The sequence below is a fragment of the Pseudomonas sp. 58 R 12 genome, assembly GCF_900005865.1.
Taxonomy (GTDB): Bacteria; Pseudomonadota; Gammaproteobacteria; order Pseudomonadales; family Pseudomonadaceae; genus Aquipseudomonas; species Aquipseudomonas tritici.
In genome coordinates this window covers 441,426-462,016 of the sequence record NZ_CVTP01000028.1, presented here as the reverse complement: position 1 = coordinate 462,016, position 20,591 = coordinate 441,426, and the positions used below count along the sequence as shown (strand labels likewise).

The following is a 20,591-nucleotide window of genomic DNA, read 5'->3' as shown; positions in this document are numbered from 1 at the left end:
CCCTCGCCACAGCAAGCTCCCTCGCCACAACGATCAACTGGCGGTAGCGAGTAGCAAGTCCTGCACCGACCGCCCCTTGCCGCGCCCACGGTCCAGCGCATACAACGACGCCGCAATCTCATCCGCCCGAATCGGCAGCACCGACAGCAAGGTGTCGCTCAAACCGTGGCTGGCCTGGCTGAAACCCTGGATGTAGATGCCGGCGTTGCAACGCTCGTCGGTGACGATGCGGTAGTCGCGCGCCACGTCAAAGTCGCCCAGATAATCTTCCAGCGGTGCCAGCAAGGCGCGGTGCGTCTGGCGCTCGTAGCCGGTGGCGAGGATCACCGCGTCGTAATGATTGACGCTGGTTTCGCCACTGGCGTTATTGCGCAGCGCCAGTTCGATGCCCAACGGACCAGGGGTGGCTTTCTCGACCACCGTCATGGTGCGGAACGCCTGGCGGGCGATGCCGGAGACTTTCTGGCGATAAAAGATGCCGTAGATACGCTCGATCAGGTCCAAGTCTACCACCGAATAATTGGTGTTCTGGTACTCGGCGACCAGGCGCTCACGCTCGGCGCCTTCCTGCTGGAACACCAGGTCGGTAAAGGCCGGCGAGAACACTTCGTTGACGAACGGGCTGTCATCGGCGGGCTTGAGCGCCGATCCGCGCAGGATCATGTCGACCTGCACCGACGGGAAGCTGTCGTTCAGGTCGATAAACGCTTCGGCTGCACTCTGGCCGCCGCCGATGATGGCGATGCGCATGGCCTTGCCCTCGACACACGGTTGCGTGGCCATGCGCTCCAGGTATTGAGAATGGTGGAACACCCGGCTGTCCCCTTTGAGCGCCTTGAACGCCTCCGGAATACGTGGTGTGCCGCCAGCGCTGACCACCACCGAACGGGTGGTGCGTACATGCTGCTCGCCCAGAGCATCGCGGGAAATCACGCGCAGCGCTTCAACCTGCTGCTGATGCAGGATCGGCTCGATGGCCAGCACTTCCTCGCCGTAGCGCGCCTGGGCCTGGAACTGCCCGGCGACCCAGCGCAGGTAGTCGTTGTACTCCATGCGGCACGGGTAAAAGGTGCCCAAGTTGATGAAGTCCACCAGGCGGTCGTGGGCTTTCAGGTAATTGACGAAGGAATACGGGCTGGTGGGGTTACGCAGAGTCACCAGGTCCTTGAGGAACGAGATCTGCAGTTCGCTCTGGGTCACCAGGGTATTGCCGTGCCAGCGGTAGTCGGCCTGTTTGTCGAGAAACAGCACGTCCAGTTTGCCCTGGGCCTTTTCGCGCTCCTGCAGGGCGATGGCCAGCGCCAGGTTCGAAGGGCCGAAACCGATACCGATCAGGTCGTGAACCGCGGGCGAAGCAATAGCCTGTGTCATTCCAGTGTCCTCTGGATAAGCCCCTTGGCGGTGGGGCGGGAATACCTTTCAAGACCTGCACAACAGGTCATCTGTTGATAGGAAACGAGGACAGTGAAATAAAATTTAACTAACAGGTGATCAGTGCGCTTCCCACTCTCGCATCCGCCCCCGGCAGTGCTTCATGGCGTTGACGATGTGTTTTTCCACCAGGGCGCGGGAAATGCACAGGCGCTCGGCGATTTGCAGGTGGGTCAGGCCGTCGAGCTTGCGCAGCAGAAAGCTGTCGCGGCAGGCAGGCGGCAGCTCGGCCAGGGCACGTTCGAGCAATTCCAGGCGCTGGCCGTGGTCGTGGTGGGTGTGGGGCGAGCAACTGGCGAAGCGCTCTTCGGCATCCAGCACATCCAGGGGTTCAACCTGGCGCAAGGCGTTGCGGCGATGACCGTCGATCACCAGGTTGAGCGCAGTGCGGTACAAAAAGGCGCGGGGTTGTTCGATGGGCGTGTCGCTGGAACGTTCCAGCACCCGGACATAAGCATCATGCACCACATCCTCGGCCACCTGACGGTTGCCCAGCTTGGCGTTGAGGAAACACACCAGCTCGCGATAGTAGTTTTCCAACATGACTCCCGACCGCCGGGTGGCGGCATTAGGCCCTTGGGTGCAAAAAAGACAGCGTTTAGGTGATGGCAGTTTGAGTGCGTGCAATTTATAGTAATTCTCATCTACTTTTAAAGCACACTTGCATCAACGGACGATTATTTTTCTTCAAGGGAGCTGTAACTGCTTATGTAACAGCCTAAATCCCCGCGCAATTCCCTCGTCTACTTGTCAGCTCCCCGCAACTGCGGTCCGAACTTTCCTGGCTGGAACCAAAGCATGAAACGCCCTCGACCTGCCCGACGCGCCTTGCTTGTTATCGCGTGCCTGATCCCCGTCATCGCCATCGCGGCCTGGCAAGTGCTGCCGCCGGGGCCCGACACCCTCACCACTGTGAGCGTCACCCGCGGCAATATCGAAAACAGCGTGACGGCCCTGGGCACCCTGCAACCCAGGCGTTATGTCGATGTAGGCGCACAGGCGTCCGGGCAGATCCGCAAGATCCACGTCGAGGCCGGCGATCAGGTCCAGGAAGGTCAGTTGCTGGTGGAGATCGACCCTTCCACGCAAAAAGCCAAACTCGACGCCAGCCGCTACGCCATCGAAAACCTCAAGGCTCAGTTGCAGGAGCAAAACGCCCAGCATGAGTTGGCACGCCAGAAGTACCAGCGCCAGCAGCGCCTGGCCGCCGGTAATGCGACCCGCGAAGAAGATGTACAAACCGCCAAAGCTGAATTGAGCGCTACAGCGGCCCGGGTCAGCATGTTCCAGGCGCAGATCCGGCAAGCCCAGGCCAGCCTGCGCAGCGATGAAGCGGAGCTGGGCTACACGCGCATCTATGCCCCGATGACCGGCACCGTAGTGGCGGTGGACGCGCGCGTCGGCCAGACCCTGAACGCCCAGCAGCAGACACCGCTGATCCTGCGCATCGCCAAACTGTCACCGATGACCGTCTGGGCGGAAGTCTCGGAAGCCGATATCGGCCACGTCAAACCGGGCATGACCGCCTATTTCACCACCCTGAGCGGCGGCAACCGGCGCTGGACCAGCACCGTGCGACAGATCCTGCCGATCCCGCCCAAGCCCTTGAATGAAACCCAAGGCAGCGGTAGCCCCAACAGTTCCAGCAAAAGCGGCAGTGGCCGTGTGGTGCTGTACACCGTGCTGCTGGACGTGGACAACAGCGACAACGCGTTGATGGCGGAGATGACCACCCAGGTGTTTTTCGTCGCCAGCCAGGTCAAGGACGCCCTCACTGCACCGGTTGCCGCGCTGCGGGGCACGTCCAGTGCCGACCGCCAGATCGCCCGGGTCCTGACCAAAAGCGGCCGTATCGAAGAACGCCACGTGCACCTGGGCATCAGTGACCGCCTGCGCGTCCAGGTGCTCGACGGCCTGAACGAGGGCGATCAATTGGTGATCGGCCCGGCCGACGGCAACGGGGGTTGAGTTGACCACGCCCCTGATCGAACTCAAGAACATCCGCAAATCCTACGGCGGCGGCGACAGCCCGCAGGTCGACGTGTTGCGCGGCATCGACCTGTCGATTCATGCCGGGGAGTTCGTTGCCATCGTCGGCGCCTCGGGCTCCGGCAAGTCCACGCTGATGAATATCCTCGGCTGCCTCGACCGCCCAAGCGTCGGTGACTACCTGTTCGCCGGGGAAAACGTCGCGCACCTGGACAGTGACGAACTGGCCTGGCTGCGCCGCGAAGCCTTTGGCTTCGTGTTCCAGGGCTACCACCTGATTCCCTCCGGCTCGGCCCAGGAAAACGTCGAGATGCCGGCGATCTATTCCGGCATCAGCGCCACCGAGCGCCATGCCCGCGCCAACGCGCTGCTCACGCGCCTGGGCCTGGCCGACCGCACCGGCAACCGTCCGCACCAGCTTTCCGGCGGCCAGCAGCAACGCGTGTCCATCGCTCGCGCGTTGATGAACGGTGGCCACATCATCCTGGCCGATGAACCCACCGGCGCCCTCGACAGCCACAGCGGCGCCGAGGTCATGACCCTGCTCGACGAACTGGCCAGCCAAGGCCACGTGGTGATCCTGATCACCCACGACCGCGAAGTGGCGGCGCGGGCCAACCGCATCATCGAGATTCGCGATGGCTTGATCATCAGTGACTCGGCCGATGGCAGCGAAATAGCTCCTGCATTAGCCAACGGCGCCCTGCAAGCCGTTGACCTGCGCCAACGCCTGGCCGACGGCGCCGAGCACAATGGCGCATGGAAAGCCGAATTGGTGGATGCCGTGCAAGCTGCCTGGCGGGTGATGTGGATCAACCGCTTCCGCACCGCGTTGACCCTGCTGGGCATCATTATCGGCGTGGCATCGGTGGTGGTGATGCTGGCGGTGGGCGAAGGCAGCAAGCGCCAGGTCATGGCGCAGATGGGCGCGTTCGGCTCCAACATCATCTACCTCAGTGGATCGTCGCCCAACCCGCGTACGCCGCCGGGGATCGTGACGCTCAATGACGTCCACGCACTGGCCGCCCTGCCCCAGGTGCAGCGCATCATGCCGGTCAACGGCAGCGAAGCCGGGGTGCGTTTTGGCAATGTCGACTACATGGCCTATGTGGGCGGCAATGACACCAACTTCCCGGAGATCTTCAATTGGCCGGTGGTCGAGGGCAATTATTTTACCGCCGAGGACGAGCGCGCCGCCGCCACGGTGGCGGTGATCGGGCATCGTGTGCGCGAGAAGCTGTTCAAGGGCGAGGTCGACCCCATCGGCCAGTACATCCTGATTGAGAACGTGCCGTTCCAGGTGATCGGCGTGCTGGCGGAAAAAGGCGCCAGCTCTGGCAACAAGGACAGCGACGACCGCATTGCCATTCCTTATACCGCCGCCAGCGTGCGCCTGTTCGGCAGCTATAACCCCGAATACGTGGTGATCGCGGCGGCTGATGCGCGCAAGGTCCACGAGGCCGAGCTGGCCATCGACCAGTTGATGCAAACGCTGCACAACGGCAAGCGCGATTACGAGCTGACCAACAACGCGGCGATGATCCAGGCCGAAGCCCACACGCAGAACACGCTGTCGTTGATGCTCGGTTCGATTGCCGCGATTTCCCTGTTGGTGGGCGGTATCGGCGTGATGAACATCATGTTGATGACCGTGCGCGAACGTACCCGCGAAATCGGTATCCGCATGGCCACCGGCGCACGCCAGCGCGACATCCTGCGCCAGTTCCTTACCGAAGCGGTGATGCTCTCGGTGGTCGGCGGCCTGTGCGGCATCGCCCTGGCCCTGCTGGTGGGTGGCGTGCTGGTACTGGCCGAGGTGGCGGTGCAGTTTTCCCTGGTGGCGGTGTGTGGCGCATTTGGTTGCGCGCTGGTCACCGGCGTCGTATTCGGCTTTATGCCGGCCCGTAAAGCTGCCCGGCTCGATCCGGTTAAGGCGTTGACCAGTGAATAAACGATCCATCTACTTGCCCGGTTTGTGTGTGTTGCTCAGCGCCTGCGCCGGCAACCCACCGGCCATCGACACGGCTATTGCGCCGCCTGCCGCCTGGCAATACGCCGAGCGCGACGCCGCCCAGGCCACCAACCAGCAATGGTGGACACACTTCGCCAGCCCGCAGTTGAACCGTCTTATCGAGCAGGCCCGCCGTGACAGTTTCGACGTTGCCGCCGCCACGGCCCGTGTGCGCCAGGCGCAGGCCAGTGCGGTGATAGCCGGTGCGCCATTGTTGCCCGAGGTGAAGTTCAACCTCACGACCAGTCACCAGAAACTCATACGCGGCCCGGGTGGACCGGACCTGGATGCGTCCCAAAGCGACGACGCCGTCGACAACTTCGGCGCCAACCTCACCGCCAGCTACGAAGTGGACTTCTGGGGTGGCCGCGCCGCCGCCCGCGACAGCGCCCTGCACAGCCTGCGCGCCAGCGAGTTTGACCGGGCCACCGTGGAACTGACCCTGCTCAGCAGCGTGGCCGACCGCTACGCACAAACCCTCGCCGCCCACCAACGCCAGCAGATCGCCGAGCTGAACCTGGCCAATGCGCGCAACGTGCTCGACCTGGTACAGACGCGCTACGACGCCGGCTCCGCCACGGCCCTGGAACTGGCACAGCAAAAAAGCCTGGTGGCCAGCCAGCAACGCCAGTTGCCGCTGATCCAGCAACTGGCCGAAGAATCGCAGATCACCCTGGCCGCCCTGCTCGGCCAACCGGTGCAGGCGTTGGACCTGGGCGCCGAGCCCTTTCAGGCACTGACCTGGCCGACCATCGGCGCCGGCCTGCCCAGCCAACTGCTCAGCCGCCGGCCCGATATCGCCAAGGCCGAGGCGCAACTGGCGGCAGCACAGGCCGACGTCACCGTGGCCCGCGCGGCCATGCTGCCCGCCGTCACCCTTGGTGCAACCTTGGGCTCCGACGCCTACAAGGCCATGGATGTGCTGCGCAGCCCCTACTACACGCTGACCGCCGGCCTCGTCGGCCCGATCTTCAACAACGGCCGTTTAAGTGCTGAACGTGACAAGGCTCGCGCACGCCAGGATGAACTGCTGCAAACCTATCGCGGCGCGATCATCAATGGCTTTGCCGATGTGGAAAAAGCCCTCAGCGGCATCACCCGCCTCGACCAGCAACGCGAATGGCAAAGTGAAGAGCTGAAACAGGCCCAGACCGCGTTCCAGATCGCCGAAAGCCGCTACCAGGCAGGTGCCGAAGACCTGCTCACGGTGCTGGAAACCCAGCGCACGCTGTACGCGGCCCAAGACCAGAATGTGCAACTGCGGCTGTCACGCCTGCAGGCCAGCATCGCGCTGTACAAGGCACTGGGCGGTGGCTGGCAGGCACAGATCCGATAAACAAAACTCCGATCTCGTACATTATCTGTCTTTTCACCCTACATTCTTCGACCTGAGGTCCTTGGTAAAAAAGCCGCTATTACACGGCCGCCCAGGACCTCTCGATGACTGTTGCAAACTACCTGACGTGCGCCTGTCTCTGGCTGACGGCAAGCCTTGCCTCTGCCCAACCACTGATCCCTCCCACCACCATCGACTGGCTGCTGGACTGCCCCCTGCCCACCGTTGAGCGCCTGGACCCCGAGGTGCTGCAACGCACCCAATGCGGCATTGTGAACGTACCGCGCAATTACGCCGCGCCCCGGCAAGGCAGCTTGCGTCTCTACCTGACTCGCGTCGGCGCCCGTGACCCGCTGAACCGTGAAGGCGTGGTGTTTGCCCAGGCTGGCGACGCCGCCGCCAACAACCAGGGCGGCACCTTTGTCATTCACCTGACCAGCCTCTGGGGCGCCTACGCCAACCCCGCCTATCGCACGCTGGTCGACCGTTACGACGTGATCGAACTCAGCCCCCGCGACCTCAGCAACGACAACGGCATCGAACAGGCCGCCCAGGACATGGAGTACGTCCGCAGGCAACTTGGCGACGCCCAACTGCTCTACCTGGGCAATGACAACGCCGCCCGCCTGGGTAGCCGTTACGCTGCGCTGTTTCCCGATCGCGTGGCGCGCATGGTGCTGGTCAACGCGCAACAGGCCGAAGAAGCGGCTTCGCCGGTCGAGCAACTGCGGCTGAAAGAACCCGTCAAGCACGCCGCCAGCAGTTGCATCAACCGCTGGGTCGCAGACTTCCTGGTCTTTGGCAAGCAGCCACCGCCGTCCACCCGTTGCCTTGACTCAGGTAACCGCGGAGCAGCCACCCGTTTGCGACCTGTTGCCATCGAAAACGACACGTGGCGTTGACGCTGCATCCCGATCGCTATTAAGTGCTATTTATCCGCATTAATACGATAAATCGAACCCATGCTAAGTCGCCCGCTCCGACGCAAACGCCAGAAGCTGTCCGATGTGATTGTCGAGTCGGTCAAGCGCTCCATCGTCACCGACGCCTTGAAGCCCGGCGACCGTCTACCCACTGAACGTGAGCTGATGGAAAGCTTCCAGTGCTCCAAGGGCTCGGCCCGCGAAGCGCTCAAGGCCCTGGAAGTGGAAGGCCTGGTGAGCACACGCACCGGCCCCAGCGGTGGTGCTTACCTGAACCAGGCCGGCACTGAGCCCGCCAGCCGCGCGCTGCGCAACTACCTGCACTTCCAGCATTTGGATGGCGAGCAGGTGTACCAACTGCGCAAAGTCATCGAAGTGGAACTCGCGGTGTCGGTGCTCGGGCGCTTGAGCGAAGACGACTACCAGGCCCTGCAAGACAACGTGGATTTCTGCAGCGCCCCGGAAGACAGCGAGGCCGGCCAGCGCGAGCAACGCCTGGCGGAACTGGAGTTCCATAACCTGCTGGCCAAGGCCTGCCCCAATCCGTTGCTGAGTTTCATGGCGCAGTTTCTCAACGACCTGCTGCGCGACCTGGTGGTGTTGAAAAAGGCCTACAAGCCCAAGCGCAAGCAGTTCGACGCGGCCAACCTGGATTATCACAAACAGTTGCTGATCGCCTTTCGTGCCGGGGATGAACGCGCGGTGCGCGGTTTGATGCATGAGCACATGTGCGATGCGGAACACCATATGACGGCGCTGGAAGGTGAAGTCAGCCCGCATTTTCTGCTGGAGTTCGATCACAACCACTGAAAACACCGCGGTACCTACTGTGGAAACCCGATCAATGTGGGAGCTGGCTTGCCTGCGATGCAGGCACCTCGGTGTTCAGTTACACCGAGTCGATGCGATCGCAGGCAAGCCAGCTCCCACAGTTGACCGGGTTCCAACCCTCAGACCGTTTCACCCAATTCAATAACAGGCCTGCCCACAGGCCCTTGCTCCACCGTATCGCCCTTGCCACTCCTGCCAATAACTAAACCAGGGAGTCACCCCATGCAGCGTCGTACGTTGTTGAAAGCCAGTCTCACCGCAGCCGCCGCCCTCAGCCTCCCGCTGAGTATCCGGTCGGCATTCGCCGCCGAGCCCTTTACCTTTTACGGCCTCAAGTCCATGTCTGGCGCCTTTGCCAGCTATGGCAAATTTGCCGACATGGGTTCGCGCCTGGCGGTGGAACAGCACCCCGAACTGCTCGGCCGGCCACTGAACTACAAAGTCATCGACACCGAAGGCAACGCCGGCAAGGCCGTGCGCAAGGTGCAGGAAGCCATCCAGCAGGACGGCGCGCGGTTCTTCCAGGGCTGCACGCTGTCGTCGTCGGCACTGGCGGTGGCCAAGGAAGTCGACAAAGTCGGCGGTGTGTTCATGACCCCGGTCGGCGCCGACGAAGTCACCGGCAAGGATTGCAACCTCGCGACCTTCCGCTGGTCGGTGCCCACCTACGGTGCGATCCGCGAAACCATGGTGCCGCTGATCAAACTGCTGCCGGACGCCAAGCGCTGGTACACCATCACCCCGCAATACGTGTTCGGCGAAGCGCTGCTTGAAGGCGCAAAAACAGTGCTCAAGGAAAACGGCCTGGAACACATCGGCAACAGCTACCACTCACTGCAAGAACAAGAATTCTCCGGCTACCTGACCAACGCCATCGCCGCCAAGCCCGATGTACTGGTGCTGCTCAACTTCGGCAGCCAGTCGTCCAACACCCTGCGCCAGGCGGTGAACTTCGGCATCAAGGAGCGCATGAAAGTGCTGCTGGTATGGTCCGCCGGCCTCGACCAATTCCAGGAGTTGGGCAGCGATGTGCTTGAAGGCGTGTACCTCGGCGCGCAGTACTGGCACCAGGTCGACACCCCGCTCAACCGCGAACTGGTCAAGCTGACCCAGGCCAAGTACGGCATCAACCCCACCTACCCGCTGGCCGCCGATTACATCAGCACCAAGGTCATGCTCGACACCATCATGTCCACCGGCAGCTTTGACGGCAAAACCGTGGCCAAGGCCATGCAGGGCTTGAGTTTTGAAGGCCCGACCGGCAAGGAATCGATCCGCGCTGGCGACCACCAAGTGATCAAGGATTACTACCTGCTGATCGGCAAGGCCACCGGCGACATGGCCGACAAGGACGACCTGGCCAAAGTGCTCAGCGCCGGCCAGTCGTTCCCGCCAGTGGAAGCCACGGGCTGCACGCTCGGCTGATCCCCTGAATTTGGTAGCGCAGGGCCGTGCGAGCGGCCTCCTGCAGAGGGTTCCTGCATGCTTAATCTTTACCTGTTCCAGATACTCAACGGCCTTGGATTGGGGATGATCTACTTCCTGATCGCGGTCGGGCTGACGATCATTTTCGGCCTGCTCAACTTCGTCAACTTCGCCCACGGCGCGTTCTTCTTGCTGGGCGCCTACATCTGCTACACCGCCGTGAGCCTCACCGGCAATTTCTGGCTGGCGCTGTTGATCGCCCCGCTGGTGGTGGCCGCGTTGGCCTGGGCCATCGAGCGATTATTGATCCAGCGGATTTACCACTTGCCGCACATGTTCCAGATCCTGGTGACCTTGGGCATCGCGCTGATCATCCAGGAAGCCAGCGTGATGATCTGGGGGCCGGTGGGCAAGAGCGTCGCCGTGCCTGAGCTGCTGCGCGGCGTGCTGGTGGTGGGTGACTTCGTCTACCCCTATTACCGCCTATTCCTCATCGTGTTTTCCGGGCTGGTCGGCCTGGGCCTGTGGCTGCTGTTGGAACGCACGCGCTTCGGCGCCCTGGTACGGGCAGGCAGTGAGAGCACCGAAACCGTCTCGTTGCTGGGCACCAATATTTTCCGCCTGTTCTCCATGACCTTCGCACTTGGCGTTGCCCTGGCCGGCATGGCCGGTGTGCTGTTCGCGCCGTTGCGCGGCGCCCAGCCCTTCGTCGGCCCGGAAATTCTCGGGGTGGCGTTTGTGGTCGTGGTGATCGGCGGCATGGGTTCGTTCAGCGGTGCGCTGGTCGGCGGTTTGCTGGTGGGCGTGGTGCAAAGCCTGATGACCACACTTTGGCCCCAGGGCGCGAGCCTGATGATCTACGGCGCAATGGCCGTGGTGATTCTGGTACGTCCTTACGGCCTGTTTGGGAGAGCCTGACATGAGCGAGAAAAACCCCCTGCCGTTTGCCAAGACGCAATCGCGCGCGATGTTGCTGTGGGTATTGGCAGTGCTGATTGGCCTGCCCTTGATACTGCCCTCGGCGACCCTGGCCACCGAGATCCTGATCTTTGCCATGGCCGCCCTCGCCTGCAACTTGCTGCTGGGTTACACCGGGCTACTGTCGTTCGGCCAAGGCATCTTCTTTGGTGCCGGCGCGTATTGCGCGGCGTTGCTGATGATCCACCTGCAAATGGGTTTGTTCACGGCGCTGCTCGGCGCCGCCGTCGCCGGTGGGTTCCTGGCCTTGTTGGTGGGCGCCCTGGCGATCCGCCGTACCGGCATCTACTTCGTGATGCTGACCCTGGCGTTCAGCCAAATGGCTTACTTCGTCGCCTATACCCTCAGTGACTGGACCGGCGGCGACAACGGCCTGCTCAGCGTGCCACGCCCGGAAATCCGCCTCGGTGACACCGTGTTGCTGTCGCTGGCCGACGCCCGCGCCTTCTACGGCTTTGTCGCGGTGCTGTTCCTGCTGATCTTTATCGGCGCACGCCGGGTGATCGCTTCACCGTTCGGCAGCACGCTGATGGCGATCCGCGAAAACGAAACCCGTGCCTCGGCCATCGGCTACGACACGCGGCATTTCAAGATCCTGGTGTTTGTGTTGTCTGGCGCGGTCACCGGGATTGCCGGCGCGCTGTACGCCATGCTGCTGCACTTTGTGCCCCTGTCGAATATCGACCTGATGATGTCCGAGAACATCCTGATCATGACCATCGTCGGCGGCACGGGCTCGTTGTTCGGCTCGTTGCTGGGCGCCGGTTCCATCGTGTTGCTGGGAGATTTCCTCTCCGACCTGTGGCCGCGCTGGCTGATGCTGCTGGGGGTGATTTTGATCCTGGTGGTGATCTTCATGCGCGGTGGTTTGTGGGGCGGCCTGGTGTCGCTGTTTGAACGGGTGCGAGGCAGTCGCAAGGCCGCCGCTGTCGCCAAGGAGGACGTGCTATGAGCATCCTGCTGGAAACCAAAGACTTGGAACTGGCCTACGGTGCCTTTCATGCGGTGAATGGCGTAAACCTCAAGGTCGAAGCCGGCACCATCCACACCATCATTGGCCCCAACGGCGCGGGCAAGACCAGCCTGTTCCACTGCCTCACCGGTGAGCGCCAGGCCACCGCCGGGGCGATTCATTTCGACGGCAGGAACCTGATGCGCAAACCGGCTCATGCCCGTGTCGGCCTGGGCATGGCGCGCTCGTTCCAGCTTACCAGCCTGTTCCAGAACCTCAGCGTGCGCGAAAACCTGCGCCTGGCCGCCCAAGGCCGCGATGGTGTGCGCGCCCTGAATTTCTGGCGCCGCGTGGACAGCAAGCGCGAACACCTGGAGATGGCCGACCACGTGCTGGAACGCCTGCAACTCACCGCCCGCGCCGACACCCTGGCCGGCGAGTTGTCCCACGGCCAGCAACGCGTGCTGGAGGTGGGCATGTCGATCTGCTCCAAACCCAAACTGTTGATGCTCGACGAGCCCACCTCGGGCATGGGCATCGACGACATCCCGATCATGACCCAACTGATCAGCGACCTCGGCCGCGACCACACGGTGCTGTTGATCGAACACAACATGAGCATTGTCATGTCCATCAGCCAACGCATCACGGTGATGAGCCACGGGCAGATCCTGGTGGAAGGCACGCCGGAATTCGTGCGGGCCGATGAACGTGTGCGCAGTGCGTACCTTGGGGAGGCTGCCTGATGCTGATCGTCGAGAATATCCATTCCTACTACGACAAGAGCCACGTGCTGGAAGGCGTGTCGCTGACCGTAAACCCTGGCGAGCTGGTGACGCTGCTGGGCCGCAACGGCGCCGGCAAGACCACGACGCTGCGCAGCATCCTCGGGATTATTTGCCCACGCCAGGGCCAGATCCATTTCAACGGCCAGGCACTGGTGGGCCAGAAGATCTTTGAAATTGCTCGCCAGGGCCTGGCGCTGGTACCGGAGAACCGCGGAATTTTCCGCCTGCTGACCGTCGAAGAAAACCTGCGCATCGCCGCACGCAAGACCAGCCGCTGGCAGCTCGAAGACGTCTACGGCATGTTCCCGCGCCTCAAGGAGCGGCGTAAAAACGCCGGCCACGCACTGTCTGGCGGCGAGCAACAAATGCTCGCCATCGCCCGTGCGCTGCTCAACGATCCAAAGTTGCTGATCCTTGATGAGCCCACCGAAGGCCTGGCCCCGGTGATCGTCGACGAGTTGGTGAAGATCCTGCGCAAGGTCAAGGACGACGGCCTGCCGGTGTTGCTGGTGGAACAGAACCTGATGGTCTGCGACAAGCTCGCCGACCGCCATTACGTACTCGAACAAGGCCGCGTGGTCTACGAGGGCAGCGCCGCCGCTTTCCGCGCCGACCCGACCATCAAGAACCGCTACCTGGCCCTGAGTGCCTGACCGGAGATTGCACATGAATAGTTTTGCGCAACCGCTCAAGAGCAACGCCCCGCTGATCAATCGCGACCGCTTGTGGCAATCCTTGATGGACCTGGCCCAGCTTGGCGCCACGGCCAAGGGCGGCGTGTGCCGCCTGGCCCTCACCGACCTGGACCGCCAGTCCCGCAACCTGTTTGTGCAATGGTGTGAGGCGGCCGAGTGCAGCGTCAGTGTCGACGCCATCGGCAATATTTTCGCGCGCCGCGCCGGGCGCAATCCTGCCCTGCCCCCGGTGATGACCGGCAGCCATATCGACACCCAGCCCACCGGCGGCAAGTTCGACGGTTGCTACGGGGTGATGGCCGGGCTGGAAGTGATCCGCACCCTCAATGATTTGAACATCGAAACCGAAGCGCCGATTGAAGTGGTGGTATGGACCAACGAAGAAGGCTCGCGCTTCCCGCCGTGCATGATGGGTTCGGGTGTGTTTGCCGGTAAATTCGATTTACAGGACACCCTCGACAAGCTCGACGACCAAGGCCTGTCCGTGGGCGCTGAGTTGCAGCGCATCGGCTATGCCGGTGCCCGCACGGTGCTGGGCCATCCGGTAGGCGCGTATTTCGAAGCCCATATCGAACAAGGCCCGGTGCTGGAAGACCAGGCCACGACGATTGGCGTGGTCATGGGCTGCCTGGGCCAGAAGTGGTTCGACCTGACCTTCACTGGCGTCGAAGCCCACGCCGGCCCGACGCCAATGCACCTGCGCAAGGATGCCCTGGTGGGCGCTGCAGAGGTGGTCAGCGCGGTGAACCGTATCGCCCATCAACAACAACCGCACGCCTGTGGCACGGTCGGTTGCCTGAGCCTGCACCCCGGTTCACGCAACGTGATTCCTGGCCAAGTGCACATGACCATCGACCTGCGCCACCTGCATGCGGACACGCTGCAAGCCATGGTCGATGAAGTGCGCGGCGTGATCGAAGCCACCGCCAAAACACACGGCCTCACCTTTGAGCTGACGCCGACGGCCGACTTCCCGCCGCTGGACTTCAACCCGGCCTGCGTCAACGCGGTGCGCGACGCGGCGGGTGTGTTGGGCTTGAGCCATATGGATATCGTCAGCGGCGCCGGGCACGACGCGATTTTCGTCGCTGAGTTGGGCCCTGCCGGGATGATCTTTGTGCCGTGCGAGGGCGGCATCAGCCATAACGAAATCGAAAACGCCGCGCCGGATGACCTGGCGGCGGGCTGCGCGGTATTGCTGCGGGCCATGGTCAATGCGGCTCAGGGGGATGTGGCATGAGTGAGATCGGCGAACTGACGGCAGTGCAACTGCTGCAGCATTTTCGCGACAAGAGCCTGTCGCCGGTGGAAGTCACCGAGGATGCCTTGCTGCGTATCGAACGCTATAACCCAGTGGTAAACGCCTACTGCCACGTGGACCCCGAAGGCGCGCTGTACGCAGCTCGCGCTTCCGAACAACGCTGGCTCGACGGCCAACCCTGCGGCGCGTTGGACGGCGTGCCGGCGTCGATTAAAGACCTCACGCTGACGATCGGCATGCCCACCCGCAAGGGCTCGCGCACCACATCCGCCGAGGGCCCATGGGACATCGACGCGCCCTTCACCGCCTTTATGCGCAAGGCCGGCGCGGTGCTGCTGGGCAAGACCACCACCCCGGAATTCGGCTGGAAAGGCGTCACCGACAACCCGCTCTACGGCGTCACCCGCAACCCCTGGGACACACGCACCACGGCCGGCGGTTCGTCCGGCGGCGCAGGGGCAGCGGCCGCATTGAACCTCGGTGTGTTGCACCAGGGCAGCGATGCGGGCGGTTCGATCCGGATTCCCTGTGCATTCACGGGCACCTTCGGGATCAAGCCGACCTTCGGTTATGTGCCGCAATGGCCGGCCAGCTCCATGACCATCCTCTCGCACCTGGGGCCGATGACCCGCACGGTGGAAGACAGCGTGTTGATGCTGCAGACCATCGCCCAGCCGGATGCGCGCGATGGCTTGATCGGTGCGCCACGGAGCACACCGTGGCTGACGCCGGGTACGGATCTGAAAGGTTTGCGCGTCGCCTATAGCCCGACCTTCGGTTACGTGGACGTCGACCCGCAAGTGGCCAAGGTGGTCGCGCAGGCGGTGGAAGGGCTGGTGCAACTGGGCGCCCATGTCGAGCAAATCGACCCCGGCTTCAGTGACCCGCTGGAAGTCTTCAGCACCCTGTGGGCCGCCGGCGCCGCACGCCTGACCGGGAGCATGAGCGAGGCGCAAAAGCAGCTGCTCGATCCTGGTTTGCTGCGCATCGCACAACGCGGCGAACGCTTGAGCCTGGATGACTTCAACGCGGCCCTCGAAGCGCGCGCAGCCCTGGTGGCGCGCATGGCCGCATTCCATGAGCATTACGACGTGCTGGTGTCGCCGATGATGCCGATCACCGCGTTCGACGCCGGGCACGACGTGCCACCGGGTTCGGGTTTGCAGGAATGGACGCAGTGGACGCCGTTCACCTACCCCTTCAACCTGACGCAGCAACCGGCAGCTTCGGTGCCGTGCGGGTTGTCGGCGAATGGCTTGCCAGTGGGGTTGCACGTGGTGGGCGCGCGGTTTGCGGATGAAAAGGTTTTGCGGGTGTGCCAGGTGTACGCCAAAGCATTCCCTACCCCGCACTTGCAGGCACCAAAAAACCCAGTCTGAAATGCAATCTACTGTGGGAGCTGATTTGCCTGCGATAGCCGTGCATCAGTGACAACTGGATTGACTGAATCACCGCCATCGCAGCATAGGTATCTACACATCTTGGGGGCCCCCTCTGCGTAGCAGCTGTCGAGCCCTGGCGAGGCTGCGTTTGCGGGCTGTCTGACACACCGCTGACGCAGCCTCGCCAGGGCTCGACAGCTGCTACGCAATTTCACGTTGAAGATGTGTAGATACTTATGGCTATCGCAGCGGTTCGACGACTCGACAAGCCTGCTCCCACAGGTTTGACCACATTCCATTACAATGCCCCCCATTCATCCCCGGGGGCTTCATGGACATCGAACTGGCACGCACTTTCCTCGAAATCACCCGCTGCGGCAGCCTGGCTGCGACGGCCGAGAAACTGCATGTCACCCAAACCGCTATCACCGCGCGGGTCAAGAGCCTCGAAAGCCAATTGGGCAGCACGCTGTTCATCCGCAACCGCGCCGGCGCACGCCTGACCGCCGACGGCGAAGCCTTCGTGGTGTACGCCAACCAATTGCTGCAAACCTGGGAAGCCGCGCGCCGCGACCTGCCGCTGCCGGATGGCTATCGCAATGTGCTGCATATCGGCGGCGAGGTCAGCCTGTGCAACCCGTTGATGCTCGGCTGGGCCCAGGCGCTGCGCCAACATATTCCGGGCCATGCGCTGCGTACCGAAATCCGCGAAGGCGAGTACCTGTTGCGCCAGCTGGAACTGGGCGTGCTCGACGCCGCGCTGGTGTTCCAGCCGCAATACTGGCCGGGGTTGCAGGTGGAGCAGGTGCTGGAAGAAAAACTGATCCTGGTGCAGTTGGTGAGCAATCCGGCCCCCTACGTGTATATCGACTGGGGCCCGGGCTTTCGCCAACAACACGATGCCGCCCTGCCCGACAAGGCCCGCGCCGCGCTGAGTTTCAACCTCGGCCCGCTGGCGTTGCAGTACATCCTGGAAAACGGCGGCGCCGGCTACTTCCGTACTCGCGTGGTGCAGAGCTACCTGGACAGTGGCGTGATGCAGCGCGTGCCCAAGGCGCCGGAGTTCAGCTTCCCCACTTACCTGGTGTATTCACGGGCGCGGGATTCGGCGGTGTTGCAACAGGCACTGGGGTTGTTGCGCGAAGTGGTCAAGGCTGAAACTGACTGGTCGCAGCGCTGGGACCCATTGATTTGAATCACCCTATCCCCGCGCGCATGCTAGCCTGCGGGTGTTTCCTTTTGCAGCCTTACCGATGAACAAGAAAAAGTCCGTCACCATCAGCGACATCGCCAAACGGGTCGGCATGACCACCATCACGGTGTCCCGCGCGCTGAGCAAACCCGACTTGGTCAAACCGGCCACCTTGGCGCGCATCCTCGAAGTAGCGCGGGAGCTGGACTACGTGCCCAACGCCTTCGCGCGCGGGCTCAAGCGCAGCGAAAGCCTGATCATCGGCGTGATCACCGCCTCAGTGGACAACCCGTTCTACAGCGAAATGATCAAGGCGATTTCCCGCGAGGCCAAGCAGCACGGCTACACCATCATGCTGGTAGACACCGACGAACTGGAAGAACTGGAAAGCAAAGCCGTGGACACCCTGTTGGGCTACCGCGTGGCGGGGATCATCCTGTCGCCGGTCTCGGACGAGCCAAGCTACCAGCCCGACTACCTTGAACGCCTGGGCAACGGCAAGACCCCGGTGGTGCTGCTCGATCGCACGATTCACGACAGCCCGTTCAGCCGCGTAGTGCTGGACAACTATCACAGCGGCATCCAGGCCGCGCACTACCTGCTGCGCCAGACACCCGAGCTCAAGCGCCTGCTGGTGCTGACGGGGCCCGAACACTCACGCATCACCGTCGAACGCCTCAAGGGCCTGCGTGAAGTGCTGGCCGAACATCCCCAGGTGCAGGTCGAGGTGCAGGCCGGCGACTACACGCTGATGCCGTCGTACCTGCACACCCTCGACTACCTGGCCGAACACTCGGCGCCGGATGCGATCATGGGCTTCAACCAGTTGATCACCCTCGGTGCCCTGCGCGCGTTGCGCATGCACAACATCCCCCACGACAGCCTGACCATTTGCGGCATCGATCGCCTGCCCTTCGCCGATATCTTCGGCGTGCCCATCGCCTGTGTGGCCCACGACGCGTCCTTGGCCGGCAGCAGCGCGGTACGCCTGTTGCTCGACCGCCTCGAAGACCCGTTCAAACCACGGGACAAGGTGGTGATAGCCGGCCGGTTGGAAAACGGCTAGCGGCTGGTGTAGCCACCGTCGATGGGCAGGCTGACGCCGCTGATCATGCTGGCGGCGCGGCTCAGCAGGAACAGCACCGGCAGCGCAACTTCCACGGTTTCAGCGAAGCGTCCCAAGGGAATAGCCGCCAGCGCCGGATCGCGCTTGGCCGGCTCGGACCAGGCCATGGTCGCCATCGGTGTGAGCGTGACCGTAGGATTGACGCTGTTGACGCGAATCCCAAAACGGCCCCACTCGGCGCATTGCACGCGGGTGATCGCATCCAGCGCGGCCTTGGACGCGCAGTAGCCGAGGTGATCGTCCAGGGCCACCAGCGAGGCCTGGCTGGAGACGTTGACGATGCTACCGGCGATGTGTGCCTCGATCATTTTGGCGGCCACGCGGCTGGCGACTTGCGCGGCGGCGCGAGCGTTGACGTTCATCACTTGGTCGAACGCGTCGGCGCTGATCGCGGCGGCGGGTTCCAGGCGCGAGATGCCGGCGCAGTTGACCAGGCCGTGCAGCGGCGGCAGGTCTTGCAGGGCTTTGTCGAGGGCGGTGCTGTCGGCGATGTCCAGGCAGAGGGTGTGGCAGCCGAGTTGGGCCAGGGCTTGGGCGTCGCGGCCGAGGGCAAAGACGTCGGCGCCGCTGGCAATCAGCTGCAGCGCGATCTCGCGGCCGATGCCACTGCTGGCGCCGGTGACGAGGATGCGGTGGTGGGTGAAGTCAAAGGCTGCGTTCATGAATAGAGATCTCAAAAACAATGAAGATCCAATGTGGGAGCTGGCTTGCCTGCTCCCACATTTGGACTGTGTTGAATCAGTTCGTTTGCAGGTTATGCATGATCGGTTTCAGGGCGGGATACAGCTTCAAATACTCGGCAAACGCCCGGTCATAAACCCCGACGTTTTCAACCTTTGGCTCCGCCCGCAGCGCCAGCTGCACCCACCCTTTATCCATCTCCCCATCACTTACCAATCCCACCGTATGCGCCGCCAACAACGCCGCACCCAACGCAGCTTCTACCTCCTGAACGATGGTGTACACCGGGTACTGCGTGATATCCGCGATGATCTGCATCCACAAATCCGAATGGCTCGCGCCACCCACCACGATCAAACGCGGGTCCAGGGAATGCGCCCCGCGCGTGCCCGCTTCGATGTTATGCCGCAGGGCAAAACTCACCCCCTCCAGCACCGCGCGGTACAGGTGAATGCGGCTGTGATACAGGTTCAAGCCGACAAAACTGCCACTCGCGCGGTCATCCCACACCGGGCTGCGCTCGCCCATCAGGTATGGCAGGAACAACAGGCCCTCACTGCCCGCCGGAATGCTCATCGCGCTCTGTTCCAGCAGCGCCAGGCTGTCCTGGCTGGTGGCCTTGGCCTGTAGCTCTTCAGCCTGGCAGAACTGCTCGCGAAACCAGCTGACCGAGGCACCGGCCGTGATCGCACCGCCGAATATGTACAGGTCCCGGTGGCCGTTATAGACGTGGGGCATGCTCACCAAGCCGTGGTGTGCATCCACCTGTTGGTTCAGGTAACCCCAGCACATGCTGGTGCCGATCATCGCCACGTGATTGCCCGGCTGAGTCACGCCCGCTGCCAAGGTGGCCATGGCCGCATCGACACCACCGGCCAGGATCGGCGTGCCGGCCTGCAGGCCCAGGCGCAATGCCCAGTCTTGCAACAAGCCACCGACCACTTCACCGGAATACACCAGGCGTTCAGGCATCATCGCCTGCGGTATGCCCAGTGCATCAAGCATCTCACCGGACCAATCACGCGCTTTCACATCGTAGACACCACCGATGTTGCCGGCGCTGCTATGGTCCACCGCCAACTCACCCGTGAGGCACCAGTTGATATAGCTGTTGGGCGGCAGCAGGTAGCGGGTTTTCGCCCACACCTGAGGCTGGTGCTGCTTGAGCCAGAGCATCTTGGTGAAACCGTAGTAGCTGTCCACCGAGTTGCCGGTGACCTCGAACAAACGCTCCAGGTCCACCTGCTCGCGCACCCAGGCCACCTGCTCGCCGGCGCGGCGGTCCATCCAGATCAGGCACGGGTGCAGCGGTGTGATCTGTGCATCCACCGCAATTCCCGAACCGCCATACAGGCTGCTGATGCACAGCGCCTTGACCTGCTGCGCCGCCACGCCCGCCTTGCCCATGCACTGCGCGACACAGGCTTCGACGGCGTCCAGCCAGACCTGCGGCCATTGTTCGGCCCAGCGCACTTTCGGGGTATCTACGCGATACCCCTGGCTGTGCTGGGCGATGATCGTGCCTTGACCATCCACCAGCAGCGCCTTGGTGCTCTGGGTTCCTATGTCGACACCCATCACGTAGTTCAT

General features: G+C 62.9%; 18 protein-coding genes. 14 read left to right on the top strand and 4 right to left on the bottom strand.

Annotation, left to right across the window (positions count from 1 at the left end):
* Positions 1-33 precede the first annotated feature (33 nt).
* Positions 34-1,371: a lysine N(6)-hydroxylase/L-ornithine N(5)-oxygenase family protein gene (locus BFP95_RS26500; protein WP_065910917.1), complete on the bottom strand. Its 1,338-nt coding sequence runs from the start codon at positions 1,369-1,371 to the stop codon at positions 34-36.
* A 120-nt stretch (positions 1,372-1,491) separates the two neighbouring features.
* Positions 1,492-1,974 carry a sigma-70 family RNA polymerase sigma factor gene (locus BFP95_RS26495; protein WP_065875993.1) on the bottom strand — a complete coding sequence of 161 codons (483 nt, stop codon included), beginning with the start codon at positions 1,972-1,974 and terminating at the stop codon, positions 1,492-1,494.
* A gap of 255 nt (positions 1,975-2,229) precedes the next feature.
* Between BFP95_RS26495 and BFP95_RS26490 the strand changes: the two genes are divergently transcribed.
* The 14 genes from BFP95_RS26490 (at position 2,230) to BFP95_RS26425 (ending at position 18,260) form a co-directional block, all read left to right on the top strand.
* Positions 2,230-3,399, top strand: coding sequence for an efflux RND transporter periplasmic adaptor subunit (locus BFP95_RS26490; RefSeq protein ID WP_065875992.1), 1,170 nt, complete (start codon positions 2,230-2,232; stop codon positions 3,397-3,399).
* 1 nt (position 3,400) lies between these two features.
* Positions 3,401-5,371 (top strand): MacB family efflux pump subunit, encoded by a 1,971-nt coding sequence (locus BFP95_RS26485; RefSeq protein ID WP_065910916.1) that lies wholly within the window; start codon positions 3,401-3,403, stop codon positions 5,369-5,371.
* Positions 5,364-6,767, top strand: a complete 1,404-nt coding sequence (locus BFP95_RS26480) for an efflux transporter outer membrane subunit (RefSeq protein WP_065875990.1) — start codon at positions 5,364-5,366, stop codon at positions 6,765-6,767. The genes BFP95_RS26485 and BFP95_RS26480 overlap by 8 nt, the downstream gene beginning before the upstream one ends.
* Positions 6,768-6,871: 104 nt before the next feature.
* Positions 6,872-7,669, top strand: a complete 798-nt coding sequence (locus BFP95_RS26475) for an alpha/beta fold hydrolase (protein WP_065875989.1) — start codon at positions 6,872-6,874, stop codon at positions 7,667-7,669.
* A gap of 60 nt (positions 7,670-7,729) precedes the next feature.
* Positions 7,730-8,500: a FadR/GntR family transcriptional regulator gene (locus tag BFP95_RS26470; protein WP_065875988.1), complete on the top strand. Its 771-nt coding sequence runs from the start codon at positions 7,730-7,732 to the stop codon at positions 8,498-8,500.
* Positions 8,501-8,743: 243 nt separating this feature from the next.
* Entirely contained in the window at positions 8,744-9,946 is a 1,203-nt protein-coding gene (locus BFP95_RS26465; RefSeq protein ID WP_065875987.1) for an ABC transporter substrate-binding protein, read from the top strand.
* Positions 9,947-10,003: 57 nt separating this feature from the next.
* On the top strand, positions 10,004-10,864 hold the full coding sequence (locus BFP95_RS26460) for a branched-chain amino acid ABC transporter permease (RefSeq protein ID WP_049712559.1): 861 nt from the start codon (positions 10,004-10,006) through the stop codon (positions 10,862-10,864).
* Position 10,865: 1 nt separating this feature from the next.
* Positions 10,866-11,876, top strand: coding sequence for a branched-chain amino acid ABC transporter permease (locus BFP95_RS26455; protein WP_065880954.1), 1,011 nt, complete (start codon positions 10,866-10,868; stop codon positions 11,874-11,876).
* Positions 11,873-12,622, top strand: coding sequence for an ABC transporter ATP-binding protein (locus tag BFP95_RS26450; RefSeq protein WP_065880953.1), 750 nt, complete (start codon positions 11,873-11,875; stop codon positions 12,620-12,622). The genes BFP95_RS26455 and BFP95_RS26450 overlap by 4 nt, the downstream gene beginning before the upstream one ends.
* A complete protein-coding gene (locus tag BFP95_RS26445; protein WP_048719438.1) occupies positions 12,622-13,317 on the top strand; it encodes an ABC transporter ATP-binding protein in 696 nt (231 codons plus the stop codon). The genes BFP95_RS26450 and BFP95_RS26445 overlap by 1 nt, the downstream gene beginning before the upstream one ends.
* Positions 13,318-13,330: 13 nt before the next feature.
* Positions 13,331-14,599 (top strand): Zn-dependent hydrolase, encoded by a 1,269-nt coding sequence (locus tag BFP95_RS26440; protein WP_065880952.1) that lies wholly within the window; start codon positions 13,331-13,333, stop codon positions 14,597-14,599.
* Positions 14,596-15,999: an amidase gene (locus BFP95_RS26435; protein ID WP_065910915.1), complete on the top strand. Its 1,404-nt coding sequence runs from the start codon at positions 14,596-14,598 to the stop codon at positions 15,997-15,999. Before BFP95_RS26440 ends, BFP95_RS26435 begins: the two co-directional genes overlap by 4 nt.
* A 334-nt stretch (positions 16,000-16,333) precedes the next feature.
* Complete coding sequence (locus tag BFP95_RS26430) at positions 16,334-17,197, top strand: LysR family transcriptional regulator (RefSeq protein ID WP_065910914.1); 864 nt, start codon at positions 16,334-16,336, stop codon at positions 17,195-17,197.
* 58 nt (positions 17,198-17,255) lie between these two features.
* Positions 17,256-18,260, top strand: a complete 1,005-nt coding sequence (locus BFP95_RS26425) for a LacI family DNA-binding transcriptional regulator (RefSeq protein WP_065880949.1) — start codon at positions 17,256-17,258, stop codon at positions 18,258-18,260.
* Here the strand turns inward: BFP95_RS26425 and BFP95_RS26420 are convergent.
* Both BFP95_RS26420 and BFP95_RS26415 read right to left on the bottom strand, forming a co-directional pair.
* Positions 18,257-18,982 carry an SDR family oxidoreductase gene (locus BFP95_RS26420; RefSeq protein ID WP_065880948.1) on the bottom strand — a complete coding sequence of 242 codons (726 nt, stop codon included), beginning with the start codon at positions 18,980-18,982 and terminating at the stop codon, positions 18,257-18,259. The genes BFP95_RS26425 and BFP95_RS26420 overlap by 4 nt on opposite strands.
* A 76-nt stretch (positions 18,983-19,058) precedes the next feature.
* Positions 19,059-20,591, bottom strand: coding sequence for an FGGY-family carbohydrate kinase (locus BFP95_RS26415; RefSeq protein WP_065875979.1), 1,533 nt, complete (start codon positions 20,589-20,591; stop codon positions 19,059-19,061).